Here is a 19,464-nt window from a genome sequence, read left to right as displayed (position 1 = left end):
TACGCTTATCAGGCCTACGTAATATCAGCAATGTATTGAATTCACGTGCTTTTGTAGACCAGATAAGGCGTTTACGCCGCATCCGGCATGAACAAAGCGCACGTTGTCGACAATCTGAAATGCCGGGAATAAATCCCGGCATTTTCATAATCAGAAGTTGTAACCTACCACCAGGTAACCACCCCAGCCGGTAGAGCGAACGTTGAAGTTGCCGTTGCCGAAGTTCAGTTCTGCATCGTCGTTCCACTGACCACCGTCATGCCAGTAACGTGCAACGACAGAGTAGTGCCAGTGATCGTAGTTCAGCGCCAGAATATGGCTGGAAGCGATGGAGTTATTGCTGCGCGTCTTAATACCGTTGATTGCGTTACCGCTGTCATCACCCAAATCGGAACCCCAGTCGAAGTTGGTGAAACCGATGTAGCTTAACTGACCGCCCCACAGATCGGTAATCGGCACAAAGTATTTAATTTTGAAACGGTAACCGTCCCACTCGTTTTCGTTCGCTGCGCCGTAGTTCTGCCACTGGTATTTCGCATACACGTTCATGGACAGGCTCATCGGCAGGCCAGTGTCGATGTCAGTACCCAGACCCATATACCAGGTGCTCTGGCGACCATCTTTGTTACGGCCCATGTCGTAAATGTAGTTGTTCGCGAAGTACCACTCTTTGAACGGACCGAAGCTAAGGTCAGTATTGGTCAGCTTATCGATGGAGAAACGCGGTTCGATTTCCATAAATAGCGGAGAACCGTGGTTCCAGATACCTTTGGCATCGGAGTTACCGCCGAAGAATACCGGCGCATCCGCGTAACCATAGAAATCGAACCAGTCTTTTTTAGCGAATGCTTCATACTCCAGGTAAGTATCGTTACGGATCTGCGGTCCGAAACGAGTGTGATAGCTACCAACTACGTTAACGCTCTGGTGCCACCAGTCGGAAAGGTACTGCGGTTTATCGTTTTCAGCTGCGTTGACAGTAAAAGACGAAGAGAGCGCCAGTACCGCACCGGCTGCCAGTAATGTTTTTTTCATATGTATGCCACTGTTTGAAAATCCCTTACGGGAGTGAAAAAGGCGCAAATTGCGTTTCTAAATATTTCCTATACAGAGGAGCCTATTATAAAAATCATTGCTCACAAAAATATGTTTCGTTTCACAGTTCTATCATTTACGTAATCGATTGCGTTCACGTTTACACATATTCGGGCGGGGATTGTACTGACTTTCACCCTTGTTGCAAACTTTTACTATCAATCTGGGTGATGTAAGCGGAGTAACAAAATGACGGGGGGAGGATGTTGCGGGACGCACAAAACGCCCCGCGATACGTTTACTGCACAACAGGTTGAATGTCGTGTATACGTACAAAACCTAACTGATCCACAGAAATACCCTTTAACTGTAACGGAATATCAACATCGCTCGGAGCGAGGACGCTGGCAGGTGCATTAATCAATTGATTCTGCACATTGATTTCCTGAAAGTTGTCGATTGTTCCCTGAATTTGTCCATATTCAACGGTTCCGCTGAAAGCGGGTAAAGGATCATTGGACTCGCCCTGAATCCGTAACGTCAGAGTGGTGCCATCTGCATTTGGCGTAATATTCACCAGCGACATACGTAAAGTGCCTATTTGGCTTTCCAGCCGTGCCGGTGTATTTGCACCAGGTAACAGGTAAACCCCACTGCTGGATTTTGCGTTCAGCGTATTTTGCTGGGTGATTTTGACAGTTTCTTTGTTGAGCTGAGTCATCTCTTTATTCAACGTGCTGACGCTGTGTTTCATCTGGCGTACTTCGCTTTGCTGTACGCAGGCGCTCAGGCTGAACAGGCTTCCCAGCAAGAGTAGTCGAAAACATACTTTAATGTTCATAGGTAGTCCCTTTCTCGTCACAATTAGCCTAATGGTAGAAGCTTAAAGCCGTGAAAGCATCGATCCTTTATCTCAAAAGCGTTGCGCCTTTGTTGTATCGTCAGTTCAGGGTAAAATAGATTTCTATTAACCACCTGGTCAGGACGCCGTATGCATTGCCCATTCTGTTTCGCCGTGGACACTAAGGTAATTGACTCTCGTCTCGTGAGCGAGGGTTCTTCCGTACGCCGCCGTCGGCAGTGTCTGGTGTGTAATGAACGTTTCACTACTTTTGAAGTGGCGGAACTGGTTATGCCGCGTGTCGTGAAAAGCAACGACGTGCGCGAACCGTTTAATGAAGAAAAATTGCGTAGCGGAATGCTGCGGGCGCTGGAAAAACGTCCGGTGAGTTCCGATGACGTCGAAATGGCGATCAACCATATTAAATCGCAACTCCGCGCCACCGGTGAGCGCGAAGTGCCGAGCAAAATGATTGGCAATCTGGTGATGGAGCAATTGAAAAAGCTCGACAAAGTCGCCTATATCCGTTTTGCCTCTGTCTATCGCAGTTTCGAAGATATCAAAGAATTTGGCGAAGAGATCGCGCGCCTGGAGGATTAAACCGTGCAGGACGAGTTATACATGGCGCGGGCGCTAAAGCTGGCGCAACGAGGGCGCTTCACCACTCACCCTAACCCGAATGTCGGTTGCGTCATTGTGAAAGATGGCGAAATTGTCGGTGAAGGTTACCATCACCGCGCGGGCGAACCGCATGCCGAGGTACACGCGTTGCGCATGGCAGGTGAAAAAGCCAAAGGCGCAACAGCGTATGTGACACTCGAACCTTGTAGTCATCATGGTCGTACGCCGCCGTGTTGTGACGCATTAATTGCTGCTGGCGTGGCGCGCGTGGTGGCTGCGATGCAGGACCCTAATCCGCAGGTCGCTGGGCGTGGACTTTACCGTTTGCAACAAGCTGGCATTGACGTCAGCCACGGCCTGATGATGAGCGAAGCCGAGCAATTGAATAAAGGCTTCCTCAAGCGCATGCGCACCGGCTTTCCTTATATACAGTTGAAACTCGGCGCGTCGCTAGATGGTCGCACTGCGATGGCCAGCGGTGAAAGCCAGTGGATCACTTCACCTCAGGCTCGACGCGATGTTCAGCGTCTGCGTGCGCAAAGTCATGCTATTTTAACCAGCAGCGCCACGGTGCTGGCGGACGATCCAGCCTTAACGGTGCGTTGGTCTGAACTGGATGAACAAACTCAGGCGCTCTATCCGCAACAAAATCTCCGTCAGCCGGTACGTATTGTGATTGATAGCCAAAATCGCGTGACGCCGGAACACCGCATTGTGCAGCAGCCGGGGGAAACCTGGTTCGCGCGTACGCAGGAAGATTCTCGTGAATGGCCGGAAACGGTGCGTACCTTGCTGATTCCAGAGCATAAAGGTCATCTGGATCTGGTTGTACTGATGATGCAACTGGGTAAACAGCAGATTAACAGCATCTGGGTGGAAGCGGGGCCAACGCTCGCTGGCGCATTGCTACAGGCGGGTTTAGTCGATGAGCTGATTGTCTATATCGCACCTAAACTATTAGGCAGCGACGCCCGCGGATTATGTACGCTGCCGGGGCTTGAGAAATTAGCCGACGCGCCCCAATTTAAATTCAAAGAGATACGTCATGTAGGCCCGGATGTTTGCCTGCATTTAGTGGGTGCATGATCTCCCGGCTCGAAAGGGAAGCAGCGCACGAAATATTATGCTAAAATCCGCCCCCCTGCGGGGCCATACTCGAACCCGAAGGAAGAAAATGAACATTATTGAAGCTAACGTTGCTACCCCGGACGCTCGCGTCGCCATCACCATTGCGCGTTTCAACAACTTTATCAATGACAGCCTGCTGGAAGGTGCAATTGACGCACTGAAACGTATCGGTCAGGTAAAAGATGAAAACATTACCGTTGTTTGGGTGCCTGGTGCCTATGAGCTGCCGCTGGCGGCGGGTGCACTGGCTAAAACCGGTAAATACGACGCGGTGATTGCGCTGGGTACGGTTATTCGTGGTGGCACTGCCCACTTTGAATATGTCGCTGGTGGTGCAAGCAACGGCCTGGCGCATGTTGCCCAGGACAGCGAAATTCCGGTTGCTTTTGGGGTTCTGACCACTGAAAGCATTGAACAAGCGATCGAACGTGCTGGCACCAAAGCTGGTAACAAAGGTGCAGAAGCTGCACTGACCGCGCTTGAAATGATTAATGTATTGAAAGCCATCAAGGCCTGAAATTAGTAAGGGGAAATCCGTGAAACCTGCTGCTCGTCGCCGCGCTCGTGAGTGTGCCGTCCAGGCGCTCTACTCCTGGCAGTTGTCCCAGAACGACATCGCTGATGTTGAATACCAGTTCCTGGCTGAACAGGATGTAAAAGACGTTGACATCCTGTACTTCCGTGAGCTGCTGGCCGGGGTGGCGACTAACACCGCATACCTCGACGGACTGATGAAGCCATATCTGTCTCGCCTGCTGGAAGAGCTGGGCCAGGTAGAAAAAGCGGTACTGCGCATTGCGCTGTACGAGCTGTCTAAACGTAGCGATGTGCCGTACAAAGTGGCCATTAACGAAGCGATCGAACTGGCGAAATCGTTCGGCGCAGAAGACAGCCATAAGTTCGTCAATGGCGTACTGGATAAAGCAGCACCTGTGATTCGCCCTAACAAAAAGTGATATCCAGGCCGGCAGAGTAACGGAAAAACAGTTCCGCACTCGCCGGCCTTTTTCTTTTTTACCTGCTGAGGCATAACGTATGGCATGTGGCGAGTTCTCCCTGATTGCCCGTTATTTTGACCGTGTAAGAAGCTCTCGTCTTGATGTCGAACTTGGCATTGGCGACGATTGCGCACTTCTCAATATCCCCGAGAAACAGACTCTGGCGATCAGCACTGATACGCTGGTGGCGGGCAACCATTTCCTCCTTGATATCGATCCTGCGGATCTGGCATACAAAGCACTGGCGGTAAACCTAAGCGATCTGGCAGCGATGGGCGCCGATCCGGCCTGGCTGACGCTGGCATTAACCTTACCGGACGTAGACGAATCGTGGCTTGAGTCCTTCAGCGACAGTTTGTTTGAGCTCCTCGATTATTACGATATGCAACTCATTGGCGGCGATACCACGCGTGGGCCATTATCAATGACGTTGGGTATCCACGGCTTTGTTCCGATGGGACGAGCCTTAACGCGCTCTGGGGCGAAACCGGGTGACTGGATTTATGTGACCGGTACGCCGGGCGATAGCGCCGCCGGGCTGGCGATTTTGCAAAACCGTTTGCAGGTTGCCGATGCTAAAGATGCGGACTACTTGATCAAACGTCACCTCCGTCCGTCGCCGCGTATTTTACAGGGGCAGGCATTGCGCGATCTGGCAAATTCAGCCATCGATCTCTCTGACGGTTTGATTTCCGATCTCGGGCATATCGTGAAAGCCAGCGACTGCGGCGCACGCATTGACCTGGCATTGCTGCCGTTTTCTGACGCACTTTCTCGCCACGTTGAACCGGAACAGGCGCTGCGCTGGGCGCTCTCTGGTGGCGAAGATTACGAGTTGTGTTTCACTGTGCCGGAACTGAACCGTGGCGCGCTGGATGTCGCTTTGGGACATCTGGGCGTACCGTTTACCTGTATCGGGCAAATGACCGCCGATATAGAAGGACTCTGTTTTGTTCGTGACGGCGAACCTGTCACGTTAGACTGGAAAGGATATGACCATTTTGCCACGCCATAAAGATGTCGCGAAAAGTCGCCTGAAGATGAGTAATCCGTGGCATTTGCTTGCTGTCGGATTCGGAAGTGGATTAAGCCCGATTGTTCCTGGCACGATGGGATCGCTGGCGGCGATTCCGTTCTGGTATCTGATGACCTTTTTACCCTGGCAGCTTTATTCGCTGGTAGTCATGCTGGGGATCTGTATCGGCGTCTATCTTTGCCATCAGACCGCGAAAGATATGGGCGTGCACGATCACGGTAGTATCGTCTGGGACGAATTTATCGGCATGTGGATCACGCTCATGGCGCTGCCGACCAATGACTGGCAGTGGGTCGCCGCCGGGTTTGTGATTTTCCGTATTCTGGATATGTGGAAACCGTGGCCGATCCGCTGGTTTGATCGCAATGTGCATGGCGGCATGGGGATCATGATCGACGATATTGTCGCCGGGGTGATTTCCGCAGGCATCCTGTATTTTATCGGTCATCACTGGCCGATTGGTATCCTATAGTCGGCCGGATAAGGCGTTCACGCCGCATCCGGCGGTTGTGCGCCGTCGCGTCTTATCAGGCCGACATTCCTATTTAAAACCTACCACCGGATGCGGTTTATACGGCGTTTCCAGTTCAGCAATCTGTTCCGGTTTCAACGTGATATCCACCGCGTTCAGTAGTTCATCAAGCTGTTCTTCCCGCGATGTACCAATAATGGGTGCAGCAATACCTGGTTTGCTCAACAACCATGCCAGCGCGACTTGTGCTCGTGTCGCGCCCAGTTCTTCACTGACGCCCGTTAAGCGTTCTGCAATTTGCGCGTCATTTTCATCGCTTTCTTTGTAGAGATTTTTCCCCACTTCATCAGACACCAGGCGTGCAGTGGTTTCTCCCCACGGACGTGTCAGACGGCCCCGCGCCAGTGGGCTCCACGGAATGACCGCCACGCCCTCCTGATAACACAGTGGCAGCATCTCGCGCTCTTCTTCGCGATAAATTAGATTGTAGTGATCCTGCATACTGACAAACTGCGCCCAGCCGTGTTGTTTTTGTAGTTCCAGCGCCTGAGCAAACTGCGAGGCGTGCATGGATGATGCGCCGATATAACGTGCTTTCCCGGCTTTTACCACGTCGTTCAGGGCTTCCAGCGTCTCTTCGATCGGCGTGTTGTAATCCCAGCGATGAATTTGCAGGATATCGACATAATCCATGCCGAGACGGCGCAGGCTGTCGTCGATAGAGCGCAAAATTTGCGCACGGGATAATCCTTCCGGTAAATCACCAACGCGATGGAACACTTTGGTGGCAACGACCACGTCTTCACGACGGGCGAAATCCCGCAGTGCGCGACCGACGATCTCTTCGCTGCTGCCATCGGAATAGCTATTGGCGGTGTCAAAGAAATTTATGCCGCCTTCCAATGCACGTTTAATTATGGGACGGCTGCTCTCTTCCGGCAGTGTCCATGCGTGATTACCACGATCAGGCTCGCCAAAGATCATACAGCCGAGGCAAAGTCGGGAAACGCGAAGGTCGGTTTTTCCTAAGGGGTTGTATTGCATGCTGCCACTCCCGCTATACTCGTCATACTTCAAGTTGCATGTGCTGCGGCTGCATTCGTTCACCCCAGTCACTTACTTATGTAAGCTCCTGGGGCTTCACTCGTTTGCCGCCTTCCTGCAACTCGAATTATTTAGAGTCTATGAATAATTTCTTAAGCATAGCAGGAGTGGAGTAGGGATTATGCCAGCCAGGCCTTGATTTTGGCTTCCATACCACCGGCATCGAGGCCGAGTTCGGCGCGCATTTCTTCCTGCGTTCCTTGCGGAATAAAGAAGTCCGGCAGACCAATGTTCAGCACGGGTACTGGTTTACGATGGGCCATCAGTACTTCGTTCACGCCGCTGCCTGCGCCGCCCATAATGGCGTTTTCTTCTACGGTGACCAGCGCTTCATGGCTGGCGGCCATTTCCAAAATTAACGCTTCATCAAGCGGTTTCACAAAACGCATATCGACCAGCGTAGCGTTCAGCGATTCAGCGACTTTCGCCGCTTCTGGCATCAGCGTACCAAAGTTAAGGATCGCCAGTTTCTCGCCACGACGCTTCACAATGCCTTTGCCAATTGGCAGTTTTTCCAGCGGCGTCAACTCCACGCCTACCGCGTTGCCACGCGGGTAGCGCACCGCTGACGGGCCATCGTTATAGTGATAGCCGGTATAGAGCATCTGGCGACATTCGTTTTCATCGCTCGGGGTCATAATGACCATTTCCGGTATGCAGCGCAGGTAAGAGAGATCAAAAGCGCCCTGGTGGGTTTGACCATCAGCACCAACAATGCCCGCGCGGTCGATGGCGAACAGGACCGGGAGTTTTTGAATTGCCACGTCATGCAGCACCTGATCATAGGCGCGTTGCAGGAAAGTGGAGTAGATCGCGACAATGGGTTTGTACCCACCAATCGCCAGACCGGCGGCAAAGGTCACTGCGTGTTGCTCGGCAATTGCCACGTCGAAGTAGCGATCCGGGAATTTACGAGAGAACTCGACCATGCCGGAACCTTCACGCATCGCCGGAGTAATCGCCATCAGCTTGTTATCTTTCGCTGCGGTTTCGCACAACCAGTCGCCAAAGATTTTTGAATAGCTTGGCAAACCGCCGCTACTTTTCGGCAAACAACCGCTGGAGGGATCAAATTTAGGCACAGCGTGGAAGGTGATTGGGTCTTTTTCTGCCGGTTCATAACCACGACCTTTTTTAGTCATGATATGCAGGAACTGCGGGCCTTTCAGGTCGCGCATGTTCTTAAGCGTGGTGATAAGCCCCAGCACATCGTGACCGTCAACCGGGCCGATGTAGTTAAAGCCCAGCTCTTCAAACAACGTGCCAGGCACCACCATGCCTTTAATATGTTCTTCGGTACGTTTGAGCAGCTCTTTAATGGGCGGCACGCCAGAGAAAACTTTTTTCCCGCCTTCGCGCAGCGAAGAGTAAAGCTTACCGGAAAGCAGCTGCGCCAGATGGTTGTTGAGCGCGCCAACATTTTCGGAAATCGACATTTCATTGTCGTTGAGGACCACCAGCATATCAGGACGAATATCGCCCGCGTGATTCATCGCTTCAAACGCCATGCCTGCGGTAATCGCACCATCGCCGATTACACAGACGGTGCGGCGATTTTTGCCTTCTTTCTCGGCAGCAACCGCAATACCAATTCCGGCACTGATGGAGGTTGATGAATGCCCGACGCTTAATACGTCATATTCGCTTTCGCCGCGCCACGGGAACGGGTGCAGGCCACCTTTCTGACGGATGGTGCCGATTTTGTCGCGGCGTCCGGTCAAAATTTTATGCGGATAAGCCTGATGCCCCACATCCCAAATCAATTGGTCAAACGGGGTGTTATAGACGTAGTGCAGCGCCACGGTCAGTTCGACCGTGCCCAGCCCGGAGGCGAAGTGCCCGCTGGAACGGCTCACGCTGTCGAGTAAATAGCGGCGCAGTTCGTCGCAGAGTTTCGGTAAACTCTCTTTCGGCAACAGTCGTAACTCCTGGGTGGAGTCGACCAGTGCCAGGGTCGGGTATTTGGCAATATCAAAACTCATCAGGGGCCTATTAATACTTATTGTTTATTTATTACGCTGGATGATGTAGTCCGCTAGCGCTTCCAGTGCCGAGGTATCGAGTGATTGTTCAGCCAGTTGTTTCAGCGACTGGCGGGCATCGTCGATCAGATCCCGGGCTTTCTTCCGGGCTTGCTCAAGACCCAGAAGTGCAGGGTAGGTACTTTTACCAAGTTGCTGGTCGGCACCCTGGCGTTTTCCCAACGTTGCAGTATCTCCCACCACATCCAGGATGTCATCCTGAACCTGGAAGGCAAGGCCGATGCTCTCTGCGTACTTGTCGAGTACTGGCAGAGCACGACGCCCTTTATCTCCGGCGCTTAATGCACCAAGGCGAACGGCGGCGCGAATCAATGCGCCGGTTTTATGACGATGAATACGCTCGAGTGCGTCCAGAGGTACGTGTTTGCCTTCCGCATCTAAATCTAATGCCTGACCACCGCACATTCCGGCAATACCGCTGGCGCTCGCCAGTTCAGAAATCATCGAAATCCTGTCGCGGTCCGACACTTCCGGCATATCGGCATCGCTTAGAATCGAGAACGCCAGCGTTTGTAAAGCGTCGCCAGCGAGAATCGCGTTCGCTTCGCCAAACTTCACGTGACAGGTCGGCAAGCCGCGACGCAGATCGTCATCATCCATTGCCGGTAAATCATCATGAATTAATGAGTAAGCGTGGATACACTCTACGGCGGCGGCGGGTGCGTCCAGAGTATTCAGACTTACGCCGAGCATTTGACCGGTGGCATAAACCAGGAAAGGTCGCAGGCGCTTACCACCTAATAATGCGCCATACTGCATGGTTTCGACCACGGGAGTGTTCTGAAAGGGCAGTGGGGCGATAAAACGGCTCAGCGCCTGGTTGGCCTGCTTAACGCAGGCTTCGAGTTGCTGCGGAAAGTCCATTACTCATTGTCCGGTGTAAAAGGGGTTAGAGAGGCGTCTTCGTTGTCAGACAGCAGAATTTGTACGCGCTGTTCGGCTTGTTGTAATTTGGCCTGCCCCTGACGTGCCAGCTGCACGCCGCGTTCGAACTCGTTCAGCGCCTCTTCCAGCGGCAGGTCGCCACTTTCCAGACGGGTTACAATCTGTTCCAGCTCGCTCAGCGCCTTTTCAAAGCTGGCGGGCGCCTCATTTTTCTTCGGCATAATGAATGTCTGACTCTCAATATTTTTCGCCCCGTCATGGTAACGGACTCAGGGCAAATAGCAAATAACGCGCAATGGTAAGGTGATGTGCGCAGCAAAGCGATGTTAGTGGTATACTTCCGCGCCTGGATGCAGCCGCAGGTGTGGGCTGCTGTATTTTTCCCTATACAAGTCGCTTAAGACTTGCCAACGAACCATTGCCGCCATGAAGTTTATCATTAAATTGTTCCCGGAAATCACCATCAAAAGCCAATCTGTGCGCTTGCGCTTTATAAAAATCCTTACCGGGAACATTCGTAACGTTTTAAAGCACTATGATGAGACGCTCGCTGTCGTCCGCCACTGGGATAACATCGAAGTTCGCGCGAAAGATGAAAACCAGCGTCTGGCCATTCGCGACGCCCTGACCCGTATTCCGGGTATCCACCATATTCTCGAAGTTGAAGACGTGCCGTTTACTGACATGCACGATATTTTCGAGAAAGCGTTGGTTCAGTATCGCGATCAGTTGGAAGGCAAAACCTTCTGCGTGCGCGTGAAGCGCCGCGGTAAGCATGATTTTAGCTCGATTGATGTGGAACGTTACGTCGGCGGCGGTTTAAATCAGCATATTGAATCCGCGCGCGTGAAGCTGACGAATCCGGAAGTGACTGTCCATCTGGAAGTGGAAGACGATCGTCTGCTGCTGATCAAAGGTCGCTACGAAGGTATTGGTGGTTTCCCGATCGGCACCCAGGAAGATGTACTGTCGCTCATTTCCGGCGGTTTCGACTCCGGTGTATCCAGCTATATGTTGATGCGTCGCGGCTGCCGCGTGCATTACTGCTTCTTTAACCTCGGCGGCGCGGCGCATGAAATCGGCGTTCGCCAGGTGGCGCATTATCTGTGGAACCGCTTTGGCAGCTCCCACCGTGTGCGATTTGTCGCTATTAATTTCGAACCAGTCGTCGGGGAAATTCTCGAGAAAATCGACGACGGTCAGATGGGCGTTATCCTCAAACGTATGATGGTGCGTGCCGCATCTAAAGTGGCTGAACGTTACGGCGTACAGGCGCTGGTCACCGGCGAAGCACTGGGCCAGGTGTCCAGCCAGACGCTGACCAACCTGCGCCTGATTGATAACGTCTCCGATACGCTGATCCTGCGTCCGCTGATCTCTTACGACAAAGAGCACATCATCAACCTGGCTCGCCAGATTGGCACCGAAGACTTTGCCCGCACGATGCCGGAATATTGCGGTGTGATCTCCAAAAGCCCGACGGTGAAAGCGGTTAAATCGAAGATTGAAGCGGAAGAAGAGAAGTTCGACTTCAGCATCCTCGATAAAGTGGTTGAGGAAGCGAATAACGTTGATATCCGCGAAATCGCCCAGCAGACCGAGCAGGAAGTGGTGGAAGTGGAAACCGTCAATGGCTTCGGTCCGAACGACGTGATCCTCGATATCCGTTCTATCGATGAACAGGAAGATAAGCCACTGAAAGTTGAAGGGATTGATGTGGTTTCTCTGCCGTTCTATAAACTGAGCACCAAATTTGGCGATCTCGACCAGAGCAAAACCTGGCTGTTGTGGTGTGAGCGCGGGGTGATGAGCCGCCTGCAGGCGCTCTATCTGCGCGAGCAGGGCTTTAACAATGTGAAGGTATATCGCCCATAATTTGTGGTTGTGACGTCGCATCTGGTCAGATGCGACGTTTACCGCATCCGACTCTACTCGTAATAATTATAAATCCCTGCCGCCATCACCAGTTGTGATGCCACTTCATGGGCTTTTTCACGCCCAACCAGCAGGTCGATAATTTTCAGACCAAAGTCGATAGCTGTACCCGGCCCCTGGCTGGTCAGCAATTTTACCCGTGCATCCCAGACGACGCGCTTGTCCTGCCATTGTTCGGCGGGAATTTTGTCTTTCAGCGTCGGGAAGCCGGTCATATTGCCAATAGGGAAGATATCGTGCGGTACCAGCACGGTGGCTGGCGCGGCGCAAATCGCCGCGACGATACGCCCGGAACGGTGGAACTGTTTAACAGTTTCAACCAGCAGGGTGCTATCGCGAAAACACTCCACGCCTTTAATGCCGCCAGGCAGCACGATCACGTCATATTCGCCATCAGCCACCTCGACCAGCGGCGCATCCGCCAGCAGCTTCACGCCGCGCGAGCAGGTAATTGCCAGGTTGCCATCGCTGGCGACGCTGGCAGTGGTGACTTTGATTCCGCCGCGAACCAAGAGGTCGATCGTGGTGACGGCTTCAGTCTCTTCACTACCAGGGGCGAGGCAAACCAGTGCCGATGCGCTCATATTCACTCTCCTTTCTTTTTACCATTTCAAACAGGCGGGTGTTTTCCGGTACGGCAATCCCATGCGCACGGGCGCGGCGTAAGAGAAAACCATTGATATAGTCGATTTCAGTGTGGCGCAGCGCGCGGATATCCTGCAACATCGACGAGATATTTTCCGCTGTGGCATCAATCACCTGCATCACGTAATCACGCAAATCTTCTGCTGAAGTATGATGCCCTTCGCGTTCGATCACTGCCGCGACTTCTTCGCATATCTGCATAATTTCTTGCGGATGATGACGTAATTCACCGTTCGGGCAATTCCAGATAGCGGTCAGTGGATTAATCACACAGTTGACTGCCAGCTTGCGCCACAGCTCGGCGCGAATATTGTTATGCCATGCGACATCAGGTAACACGGTTTGCAAAATATCCGCCAGATAACTGTAATCGCCGTCCTGTTGCCGTGCCGGGCCAATATGCGTGATACCGTTTGCCACATGAATAATGACATTGCCGTCGCGGCGCGCCGCATGGGTGGTAGTGCCCATCAGTAAAGGCTGCGCAATGTTTTGCAACTCTTCAATGGTGCCCATGCCGTTGTGGATCAGCAAAATTGGTGTGGTCACAGGTAGTGTGGACGCCAGACTTTTGACGGCATCGGAAACCTGCCAGGCTTTCAGCGTCACCAGTAACAGATCGCTGGTGGCCAGAAAATCGGGATCGTTAGCGGTCAGAGACTCGTTAAATATCGAACCGTCAGTCTCAACCAGATTCACGCTACAATAAGGTTGCGGTACGCGCAGCCAGCCCTGAACTTCGTGACCCTGTTTGCAAAGTGCTGTAAGCCATAATTGCCCTAAGGCACCGCATCCCAATACGGTAATTTTCATTGTTCCTCCTCACCCGCAACCACTCCGGGTGTTCAATAAGGCTATCCCTTAATTGTGCATGCTGTTGCGACTATGCACAATTAAGGGATACGTCCTGGTGCAGGACTGTCGGTTATTTAACTTTGCAGGTATTATGCTTCGCATCAAAAATGAAGGGAGAGGAAAAGATGCCATCTTTCGATATTGTTTCTGAAGTTGATCTTCAGGAAGCACGTAACGCGGTTGATAACGCGAGCCGCGAAGTGGAGTCCCGTTTTGACTTCCGTAACGTTGAAGCCTCATTTGAGCTGAACGACGCCAGCAAAACCATCAAAGTGTTGAGCGAATCTGACTTCCAGGTCAATCAGTTGCTGGATATTCTGCGTGCCAAGCTGCTGAAGCGCGGCATTGAAGGCAGTTCGCTGGACGTACCGGAAAATATCGTTCATAGCGGTAAAACCTGGTTTGTGGAAGCGAAGCTCAAGCAGGGCATTGAGAGCGCGACCCAGAAGAAAATCGTCAAGATGATCAAAGACAGCAAACTGAAAGTGCAGGCGCAAATTCAGGGCGATGAGATCCGTGTGACTGGCAAATCTCGTGATGATTTACAGGCTGTCATGGCGATGGTACGTGGTGGCGATCTGGGTCAGCCGTTCCAGTTCAAAAACTTCCGCGATTAATCGCGACAACATGCGTTTTGTTCATGTCAGATGCGGCATGAACGCCTGATTCGGTCTACAAAGGTTTGTAACTCATGAACTTTGTAGGCCTGATAAGCGTAGTGCATCAGGCAATTTCGCCTCGCTCTTATGCCTGGCGAATTGCCTGTTCAACCTCAAAGCGATTCGTCACTTTGCTGTCGATTTTCACGTAAGCTGAATGTTCTTCTTCTGCAATCAACACTTCTTTGACGCCTGCGGTTTCCAGTAAACGCACTTTTAACGCCTCGTTTGCGGCAATGTCCGCCGGGATTTCAATGCGCAAGCTGCTGACATACGGTGGTTCTTTCATGGTACTGGCGACTGCCAGCCACAATGCTGCCAGCATTGCGCCAGCGAGAAAGACGCCCTGACCGTCAAACATGCCGTCAATCCAGCCGCCCAGCGAACCACCAATCGCCACGCCAAGAAACTGGCTGGTGGAGTAAACGCCCATCGCCGTACCTTTGTAACCAGCTGGAGACTCTTTACTGATAAGCGAAGGCAGAAGGGCTTCCATCAAATTAAACGCCACAAAGAAAAGCTGCACGCCGACCACCAGTTGCCAGAACTGCGTTTGTGCGTTCCACAACACGATTTCCGCAACCACGATCAGCCCGACGCAGAAGACAAAGACTTGTTTCATTTTACGCTTAACTTCAGCGTAGATAATGAAAGGTACGACAGAGCCAAAGGCGATTAACATCGTTGCCAGATAGACCTTCCAGTGTTCAGCCGCCGGGAAACCCGCATCAGCCAGTTGCCCTGGCAGGGCAACAAACGTCGACATCAGCAGCATGTGCAGACACATAATGCCGAAGTTGAGTTTCAGCAGCCGTGGTTCCGCCAGCACTTTACTGAAACTGCCTTTCACCATCCCGGACTCACGATTAAGTACGTGCGTGCTGCTGTTGGGTACAACCCAAATGGTCAACGCAATGCCGATCGTTGCCAGAATAGCGATCATCCAGAACAGCGCGTGCAGCCCAAGTTTGTGAGTAATGATCGGGCCAAGCACCATCGCAATGGCGAAGGTAATGCCAAAGCTCACGCCGATAAACGCCATCGCTTTGGTGCGGTTTTGTTCGCGCGTAAGATCGGAAAGCAGCGCCATAACGGCTGCGGCTATGGCGCCGGAGCCTTGTAGCGCCCGGCCCAGAATAATTCCCCAGATGGAGTCAGAGAGTGCAGCAATAACGCTACCGGCAGCAAACACCGCCAGTCCGCCGACAATTAATGGTTTGCGACCAATACGGTCGGAAAGCAGGCCAAACGGAATCTGAAAAACGGCCTGGGTCAGACCATAAATACCAATGGCAATACCGATTAATGCTTCGCTGGCGCCTTGCAGTGCCATACCGTACGTAGTCAGAACCGGCAGTACCATAAACATGCCCAGCATGCGCAATGAAAATACGGTCCCTAAACCCCAGGTCGCGCGCCGCTCACCTGGCGTCATTTTATAATCGTTCATTACCACCTCTTAAAAAATTGCCCACATAGTGTAGTGCGGAGCGCATGTTAGGTAAACAGAGTGTTAATGAGTAAATATTACATAAGAGAGTGATTTTTACGTCAGGTATGAGCTTCTCTCATATTCTTGCTATTAATACATCATGCGTTAAATATAACAAATGAAAAGCTCAAATGATTCTATCCTGCAACTAATGACATTATTTTCGGATTTATTGATGGGCGTGTAATTTTTATCAAAGGATGGTGTTATTTTATCGCAATAAATAGAAGCGTTGGAGGCACTGGTTATGCTGTTTCAGCTTAAATGTTTACTTATTACCTGGGCCGTTATGGCAGCGTATTTATTCATGAGGTGGATGTTTGGTGGTTGAATATATCAAGGAGGAATGTATGTGGTCTGGTAAAGTTATTTTATTATCATTGGGTTTATCTCTGGCTTCTTTTTGTTATGCTTCAACAGATATTGATCAACTGTATGAACGTATTGTCAATAAAGATCAGACGGCGTTAAAAGAACTGCAAAAATTAGCTGATACCAATAACACGCAGGCGCTAGTGCTACTGGGATTTGTTTATGAACACGGAGTGACAGTATCTGTTGACATCCCAAAGGCGATTCAGTGGTATGAGAAAGCCTGTAACCAGGGGGGCGAATACGGTTGTTATAATGCACGTTATTTCTTTCAATATGGTAAAGGCATAACCCTGGATGTGACACGAGCACAGATGTATGCCAGTAAGTCGAAAACTGACGATCTTAATATTCCGCCTGATTTGATGAATAAAATAATTAATCAGGCCTATGAATTGAAATCCGGGGCCGAGACAGACAAAACGAAACGGGCGAGTTTAATTGAATTTGTCAGTCGTTATGTCGGTCAGGCACCCGAGAATGATTTGCTTTTTTGGGGGCGAATTGGTTTCAGTAAACCGGAAATTCTGCGTCTGGCGACTCTATGGGCGCAGGAAGGCGACCCCGAAATGGATTATATTGTCGGAAATCTTTATCTCGATGATTTTGCACCTTCTGATGATAGACGTTCTTTAGACACCATAAAGAAAGCACTGCAATGGTTTCGCACTGCGGCAGAAAAAGGTTATCCGATGGCGCAGTATACCATGGGCGATGCCTACGAAAATGGCAGTGCTGGTTTAAAAAATTGATGCTGTCGAAGCCAAAAAATGGTACGAATTAGCTGCAAATAAGAATGACGAAAAAGCATTAGTGGCCCTGGGGAATATATACTATTCTGGGTTGACCGGTGAGGTTGATTATTCTAAAGCGAGCGTGCTTTTTGACAAGGCTGAACAGCAAGGGGCAAAAAAAGCCGCATTGTGGTTAAGTTGGATGTATTACAACGGATTAGGTGAAACGCTTGATTGTAATAAGGCATGGGATTATTACGAAAAAGGTGCGGGGAAATATTCAATGAAATTCAATAAGGATGAATATTTAATCCGTTGTAATCAAGATCAGAAAACCCGAGAAACACAGGCTGATATTTTACCTTATCTCACGTTAAAACATTACGGGACCTATGGCTTTAACGCAAATGAAAAACCAAAAATATGCGATGTCAGTATTGAAATTAATGCAGATAAAATTAGTGGTATAACTAATTTGCAGTTGACGCTTGAGCTAAAAGGGGGTGAGGGAGTGAATAAAGAATATACTCTTTCTGTCCCTCCTTTTAGTTTGAATACGCTCGGTGTGGATATGTATAATAATTCCAGTCATATAAGAAAAAGCTATATAGACATCCCAATGTATAATCGTAATTTATGCGATTTTCATGATTTGACTTATTCTGTTAAATCTGCGACGGCGATACTGAATGGAAAACAACGTGATTTATTAAAAGAAGCGCATATTCAGGTACAAGATAAATAAGGGATATTTTATGTTGCCTAAAAGAATATTATTTTCTTTAATGCTGATAGTTCCACCAGGCGTGGTGGCAAGCGAGAAAGCGCATGAATTGTATGACAGCATATACGATGGTAAACCTGCGCCCGATGTTATAAGTACACTGCATAAAATGGCTGAATCGGGGGATGTCGACGCGCAGAGCCTGTTAGGCTGGGAATATTATCAGCCCCGCTATGATACGAAACCCAACGTGCAGGAAGCGATTAAATGGTTCGAGTTAGCCGCCAGGCAAGGTCATGGAGATGCTTTGCTGGCACTGGGAGATATTTACTATTCCGGTACACTTATACGGGTGGATTACGCCAAAGCGTATGCGTTATTTAATCAGGCCGCGCAGCACGGTATAAATTTAGCATGGTCCAAATTGGGTATGATGTACGCCAATGGTCAGTATGTTGAGGTAGATTGTAAGAAAGCGAAGGAATATCTTGATAAGGGTGTCCACATTTATGGTGGCCCGCAGAACTTTCTTGCCGCCTGTCGAAAAGACATGATTGACAGAAAAACGGTCGATGATATGTTGCCAGCCATCACAATTACCCATTCTGGAATGCGGGATAATTTTTTAGATGAGAGCTTTTCCTGTATGGATAGCCTCTTTGCAGAAACCAATAAATTAGGCGAAGTGGCCAATCTTCGTGTTACGTACAACATTAAGAGTCCGTCTGGTAAAGAAATTATCCAAACGGTTGGTTTCGAGCCTTTCGGCTTAAACCGGCTGAATATTAACTTTACTGATTACATAATCGGTTCGTTTAGCAGCAATTCATTGCTCCTTCTTTATAGATCCGATTTTGAGTCGAAAATGTGTTCACAGGTGAAGACTCGCATTATTGCCGCAACGGCAACGATAAAGGGTAAAGAAGTGGATCTGCTAAAAGTGGGGGCAATAAAAAACCCGCCAGAGTAAGCGGGTTTTTTGATGACGATAAGATTTACCAAACAGACGCCAGCAGCGTATGCGAGTCCGGCACCATAAAATCAATGGACATCATTACCGAGAGGGCAGTGATGGCGATGATAGAGAAGCCGAACAGCTTGCGCGCCCAGATTCTGTCATCAGCAACTTTATAACCGCGCAGGGCCATACCTAACCACCAGACGCTCACCGCTGCGGCGACCACCAGATATTTATACCCAGCGTAACCGCCAAGAGAGAGCATCAGCGTGGCAACGGCAAAGGCGATGATATACAGCGTGATGTGATTCTTCGCCACCGAAATGCCTTTCACCACCGGCAGTACCGGAATGTTTGCTGCCTGATAATCCTTAAAGCGGAAAATGGCGATGGCATAGGAGTGAGGCATCTGCCACAGGCTGAAGATAGCCAGCAGGATCGCTGCGCCGCTATCGAACTCGCCCGTTACCGCACAGTAGCCGATCACCGGCGGCGCAGCGCCGGAGAGCGAACCAATCAACGTGCCGTAGACCGAGTGGCGTTTCATGTACAGGCTATAAACGCCGACATAAACCACGAAGCCCATCACCCCCAGCCAGCAGGCCAGCGGATTCGCGCCAAACCACAGCAGCATAAAGCCAGCAATACCCAGCAAGGTGGCGTACACCAGCGAGACAGCAGGAGAGATCAGGCCTTTAACCAGCACCCGATTCTTCGTCCTTTCCATCTTTCTGTCGATATCCCTGTCGATGTAGTTGTTAAACACACAACCCGACGCCACAACCAGTGACACCCCAACCAGCGTGTAGATAAACAGGGGATAATCAATGCTGCCTTTTGAGGCTAACAGGAATCCCCCAATCACCGAGATCAGGTTGCCAAAGATGATGCCTGGTTTCGTTACTTGCAGGTATTGCTTAAACATCAT

Annotated in this window: 21 protein-coding genes; 11 read left to right on the top strand and 10 right to left on the bottom strand. The window is 50.6% G+C overall.

The window, feature by feature from the left end; translation table 11 throughout:
* Positions 1 to 150: 150 nt before the first annotated feature.
* A complete protein-coding gene (gene tsx, locus CRI63_RS04715) occupies positions 151 to 1,035 on the bottom strand; it encodes a nucleoside-specific channel-forming protein Tsx (RefSeq protein WP_116836751.1) in 885 nt (294 codons plus the stop codon).
* Between the two features lie 298 nt (positions 1,036 to 1,333).
* Positions 1,334 to 1,876, bottom strand: coding sequence for a DUF3251 domain-containing protein (locus CRI63_RS04710; protein WP_135518655.1), 543 nt, complete (start codon positions 1,874 to 1,876; stop codon positions 1,334 to 1,336).
* A gap of 150 nt (positions 1,877 to 2,026) precedes the next feature.
* Between CRI63_RS04710 and nrdR the strand changes: the two genes are divergently transcribed.
* From nrdR to pgpA, 6 genes are all read left to right on the top strand, one after another.
* Positions 2,027 to 2,476 (top strand): transcriptional regulator NrdR, encoded by a 450-nt coding sequence (nrdR, locus tag CRI63_RS04705; RefSeq protein ID WP_064527125.1) that lies wholly within the window; start codon positions 2,027 to 2,029, stop codon positions 2,474 to 2,476.
* A gap of 3 nt (positions 2,477 to 2,479) precedes the next feature.
* The gene (ribD, locus tag CRI63_RS04700; RefSeq protein ID WP_130258536.1) at positions 2,480 to 3,583 is read left to right on the top strand and encodes a bifunctional diaminohydroxyphosphoribosylaminopyrimidine deaminase/5-amino-6-(5-phosphoribosylamino)uracil reductase RibD; all 1,104 of its coding nucleotides are present in this window, start codon (positions 2,480 to 2,482) and stop codon (positions 3,581 to 3,583) included.
* Between the two features lie 88 nt (positions 3,584 to 3,671).
* Positions 3,672 to 4,142 (top strand): 6,7-dimethyl-8-ribityllumazine synthase, encoded by a 471-nt coding sequence (gene ribE, locus CRI63_RS04695; RefSeq protein WP_001021161.1) that lies wholly within the window; start codon positions 3,672 to 3,674, stop codon positions 4,140 to 4,142.
* 19 nt (positions 4,143 to 4,161) lie between these two features.
* Positions 4,162 to 4,581 carry a transcription antitermination factor NusB gene (gene nusB, locus CRI63_RS04690; RefSeq protein ID WP_000801121.1) on the top strand — a complete coding sequence of 140 codons (420 nt, stop codon included), beginning with the start codon at positions 4,162 to 4,164 and terminating at the stop codon, positions 4,579 to 4,581.
* 79 nt (positions 4,582 to 4,660) lie between these two features.
* Complete coding sequence (thiL, locus tag CRI63_RS04685) at positions 4,661 to 5,638, top strand: thiamine-phosphate kinase (RefSeq protein WP_135518653.1); 978 nt, start codon at positions 4,661 to 4,663, stop codon at positions 5,636 to 5,638.
* The gene (gene pgpA / locus CRI63_RS04680; protein WP_053883271.1) at positions 5,616 to 6,131 is read left to right on the top strand and encodes a phosphatidylglycerophosphatase A; all 516 of its coding nucleotides are present in this window, start codon (positions 5,616 to 5,618) and stop codon (positions 6,129 to 6,131) included. The genes thiL and pgpA overlap by 23 nt, the downstream gene beginning before the upstream one ends.
* A gap of 69 nt (positions 6,132 to 6,200) precedes the next feature.
* On the opposite strand, the gene yajO is transcribed toward pgpA, so the two are convergent.
* The 4 genes from yajO to xseB form a co-directional block, all read right to left on the bottom strand.
* Positions 6,201 to 7,175 carry a 1-deoxyxylulose-5-phosphate synthase YajO gene (gene yajO / locus CRI63_RS04675; protein WP_135518651.1) on the bottom strand — a complete coding sequence of 325 codons (975 nt, stop codon included), beginning with the start codon at positions 7,173 to 7,175 and terminating at the stop codon, positions 6,201 to 6,203.
* A gap of 179 nt (positions 7,176 to 7,354) precedes the next feature.
* A complete protein-coding gene (dxs, locus tag CRI63_RS04670; protein WP_113264463.1) occupies positions 7,355 to 9,217 on the bottom strand; it encodes a 1-deoxy-D-xylulose-5-phosphate synthase in 1,863 nt (620 codons plus the stop codon).
* Positions 9,218 to 9,241: 24 nt separating this feature from the next.
* Positions 9,242 to 10,141 carry a (2E,6E)-farnesyl diphosphate synthase gene (gene ispA, locus CRI63_RS04665; RefSeq protein WP_130206240.1) on the bottom strand — a complete coding sequence of 300 codons (900 nt, stop codon included), beginning with the start codon at positions 10,139 to 10,141 and terminating at the stop codon, positions 9,242 to 9,244.
* Positions 10,141 to 10,383: an exodeoxyribonuclease VII small subunit gene (gene xseB / locus CRI63_RS04660; protein ID WP_001124935.1), complete on the bottom strand. Its 243-nt coding sequence runs from the start codon at positions 10,381 to 10,383 to the stop codon at positions 10,141 to 10,143. The genes ispA and xseB overlap by 1 nt, the downstream gene beginning before the upstream one ends.
* A gap of 205 nt (positions 10,384 to 10,588) precedes the next feature.
* Here xseB and thiI point away from each other — a divergent pair, with 205 nt between their 5' ends.
* Positions 10,589 to 12,037, top strand: a complete 1,449-nt coding sequence (gene thiI / locus CRI63_RS04655; RefSeq protein ID WP_000668687.1) for a tRNA uracil 4-sulfurtransferase ThiI — start codon at positions 10,589 to 10,591, stop codon at positions 12,035 to 12,037.
* A 53-nt stretch (positions 12,038 to 12,090) separates the two neighbouring features.
* On the opposite strand, the gene yajL is transcribed toward thiI, so the two are convergent.
* Positions 12,091 to 12,681 (bottom strand): protein deglycase YajL, encoded by a 591-nt coding sequence (yajL, locus tag CRI63_RS04650; protein WP_100008880.1) that lies wholly within the window; start codon positions 12,679 to 12,681, stop codon positions 12,091 to 12,093.
* On the bottom strand, positions 12,644 to 13,555 hold the full coding sequence (gene panE, locus CRI63_RS04645; RefSeq protein WP_135403887.1) for a 2-dehydropantoate 2-reductase: 912 nt from the start codon (positions 13,553 to 13,555) through the stop codon (positions 12,644 to 12,646). Before panE ends, yajL begins: the two co-directional genes overlap by 38 nt.
* Before the next feature lie 167 nt (positions 13,556 to 13,722).
* On the opposite strand from panE, the gene yajQ reads away from it, so the two are divergent.
* Positions 13,723 to 14,214, top strand: coding sequence for a nucleotide binding protein YajQ (gene yajQ, locus CRI63_RS04640; RefSeq protein WP_001138904.1), 492 nt, complete (start codon positions 13,723 to 13,725; stop codon positions 14,212 to 14,214).
* 127 nt (positions 14,215 to 14,341) lie between these two features.
* On the opposite strand, the gene CRI63_RS04635 is transcribed toward yajQ, so the two are convergent.
* Complete coding sequence (locus CRI63_RS04635) at positions 14,342 to 15,706, bottom strand: MFS transporter (protein WP_135518649.1); 1,365 nt, start codon at positions 15,704 to 15,706, stop codon at positions 14,342 to 14,344.
* 392 nt (positions 15,707 to 16,098) lie between these two features.
* Here CRI63_RS04635 and CRI63_RS24215 point away from each other — a divergent pair, with 392 nt between their 5' ends.
* The 3 genes from CRI63_RS24215 to CRI63_RS04625 all read left to right on the top strand — a co-directional run bounded on the left by CRI63_RS24215 (position 16,099) and on the right by CRI63_RS04625 (position 18,548).
* A complete protein-coding gene (locus CRI63_RS24215; RefSeq protein WP_240782715.1) occupies positions 16,099 to 16,872 on the top strand; it encodes a sel1 repeat family protein in 774 nt (257 codons plus the stop codon).
* 61 nt (positions 16,873 to 16,933) lie between these two features.
* Positions 16,934 to 17,599, top strand: a complete 666-nt coding sequence (locus CRI63_RS24210; protein WP_240782714.1) for a hypothetical protein — start codon at positions 16,934 to 16,936, stop codon at positions 17,597 to 17,599.
* 10 nt (positions 17,600 to 17,609) lie between these two features.
* Positions 17,610 to 18,548: a tetratricopeptide repeat protein gene (locus tag CRI63_RS04625; protein WP_135518647.1), complete on the top strand. Its 939-nt coding sequence runs from the start codon at positions 17,610 to 17,612 to the stop codon at positions 18,546 to 18,548.
* 25 nt (positions 18,549 to 18,573) lie between these two features.
* Here the strand turns inward: CRI63_RS04625 and cyoE are convergent, their stop codons facing one another.
* On the bottom strand, positions 18,574 to 19,464 hold the full coding sequence (cyoE, locus tag CRI63_RS04620) for a heme o synthase (RefSeq protein ID WP_130223227.1): 891 nt from the start codon (positions 19,462 to 19,464) through the stop codon (positions 18,574 to 18,576).

The organism is Escherichia sp. E2661 (assembly GCF_004745185.1).
Classification (GTDB): Bacteria; Pseudomonadota; Gammaproteobacteria; order Enterobacterales; family Enterobacteriaceae; genus Escherichia.
Note: the sequence above shows the minus strand (reverse complement) of the source record. Positions and strands in the feature narration are given on the sequence as shown.

What these genes read in the sequence shown, in the direction of transcription:
- CRI63_RS04635 (WP_135518649.1), bottom strand. Translation starts at nt 15,706, where the DNA reads ATGAACGATTATAAAATGACGCCAGGTGAGCGGCGCGCGACCTGGGGT.
- dxs (WP_113264463.1), bottom strand. Translation starts at nt 9,217, where the DNA reads ATGAGTTTTGATATTGCCAAATACCCGACCCTGGCACTGGTCGACTCC.
- tsx (WP_116836751.1), bottom strand. Translation starts at nt 1,035, where the DNA reads ATGAAAAAAACATTACTGGCAGCCGGTGCGGTACTGGCGCTCTCTTCG.
- yajL (WP_100008880.1), bottom strand. Translation starts at nt 12,681, where the DNA reads ATGAGCGCATCGGCACTGGTTTGCCTCGCCCCTGGTAGTGAAGAGACT.
- cyoE (WP_130223227.1), bottom strand. Translation starts at nt 19,464, where the DNA reads ATGATGTTTAAGCAATACCTGCAAGTAACGAAACCAGGCATCATCTTT.
- nrdR (WP_064527125.1), top strand. Translation starts at nt 2,027, where the DNA reads ATGCATTGCCCATTCTGTTTCGCCGTGGACACTAAGGTAATTGACTCT.
- yajO (WP_135518651.1), bottom strand. Translation starts at nt 7,175, where the DNA reads ATGCAATACAACCCCTTAGGAAAAACCGACCTTCGCGTTTCCCGACTT.
- ispA (WP_130206240.1), bottom strand. Translation starts at nt 10,141, where the DNA reads ATGGACTTTCCGCAGCAACTCGAAGCCTGCGTTAAGCAGGCCAACCAG.
- xseB (WP_001124935.1), bottom strand. Translation starts at nt 10,383, where the DNA reads ATGCCGAAGAAAAATGAGGCGCCCGCCAGCTTTGAAAAGGCGCTGAGC.
- CRI63_RS24215 (WP_240782715.1), top strand. Translation starts at nt 16,099, where the DNA reads ATGTGGTCTGGTAAAGTTATTTTATTATCATTGGGTTTATCTCTGGCT.
- CRI63_RS04710 (WP_135518655.1), bottom strand. Translation starts at nt 1,876, where the DNA reads ATGAACATTAAAGTATGTTTTCGACTACTCTTGCTGGGAAGCCTGTTC.
- panE (WP_135403887.1), bottom strand. Translation starts at nt 13,555, where the DNA reads ATGAAAATTACCGTATTGGGATGCGGTGCCTTAGGGCAATTATGGCTT.
- thiL (WP_135518653.1), top strand. Translation starts at nt 4,661, where the DNA reads ATGGCATGTGGCGAGTTCTCCCTGATTGCCCGTTATTTTGACCGTGTA.
- CRI63_RS04625 (WP_135518647.1), top strand. Translation starts at nt 17,610, where the DNA reads ATGTTGCCTAAAAGAATATTATTTTCTTTAATGCTGATAGTTCCACCA.
- pgpA (WP_053883271.1), top strand. Translation starts at nt 5,616, where the DNA reads ATGACCATTTTGCCACGCCATAAAGATGTCGCGAAAAGTCGCCTGAAG.
- ribE (WP_001021161.1), top strand. Translation starts at nt 3,672, where the DNA reads ATGAACATTATTGAAGCTAACGTTGCTACCCCGGACGCTCGCGTCGCC.
- yajQ (WP_001138904.1), top strand. Translation starts at nt 13,723, where the DNA reads ATGCCATCTTTCGATATTGTTTCTGAAGTTGATCTTCAGGAAGCACGT.
- thiI (WP_000668687.1), top strand. Translation starts at nt 10,589, where the DNA reads ATGAAGTTTATCATTAAATTGTTCCCGGAAATCACCATCAAAAGCCAA.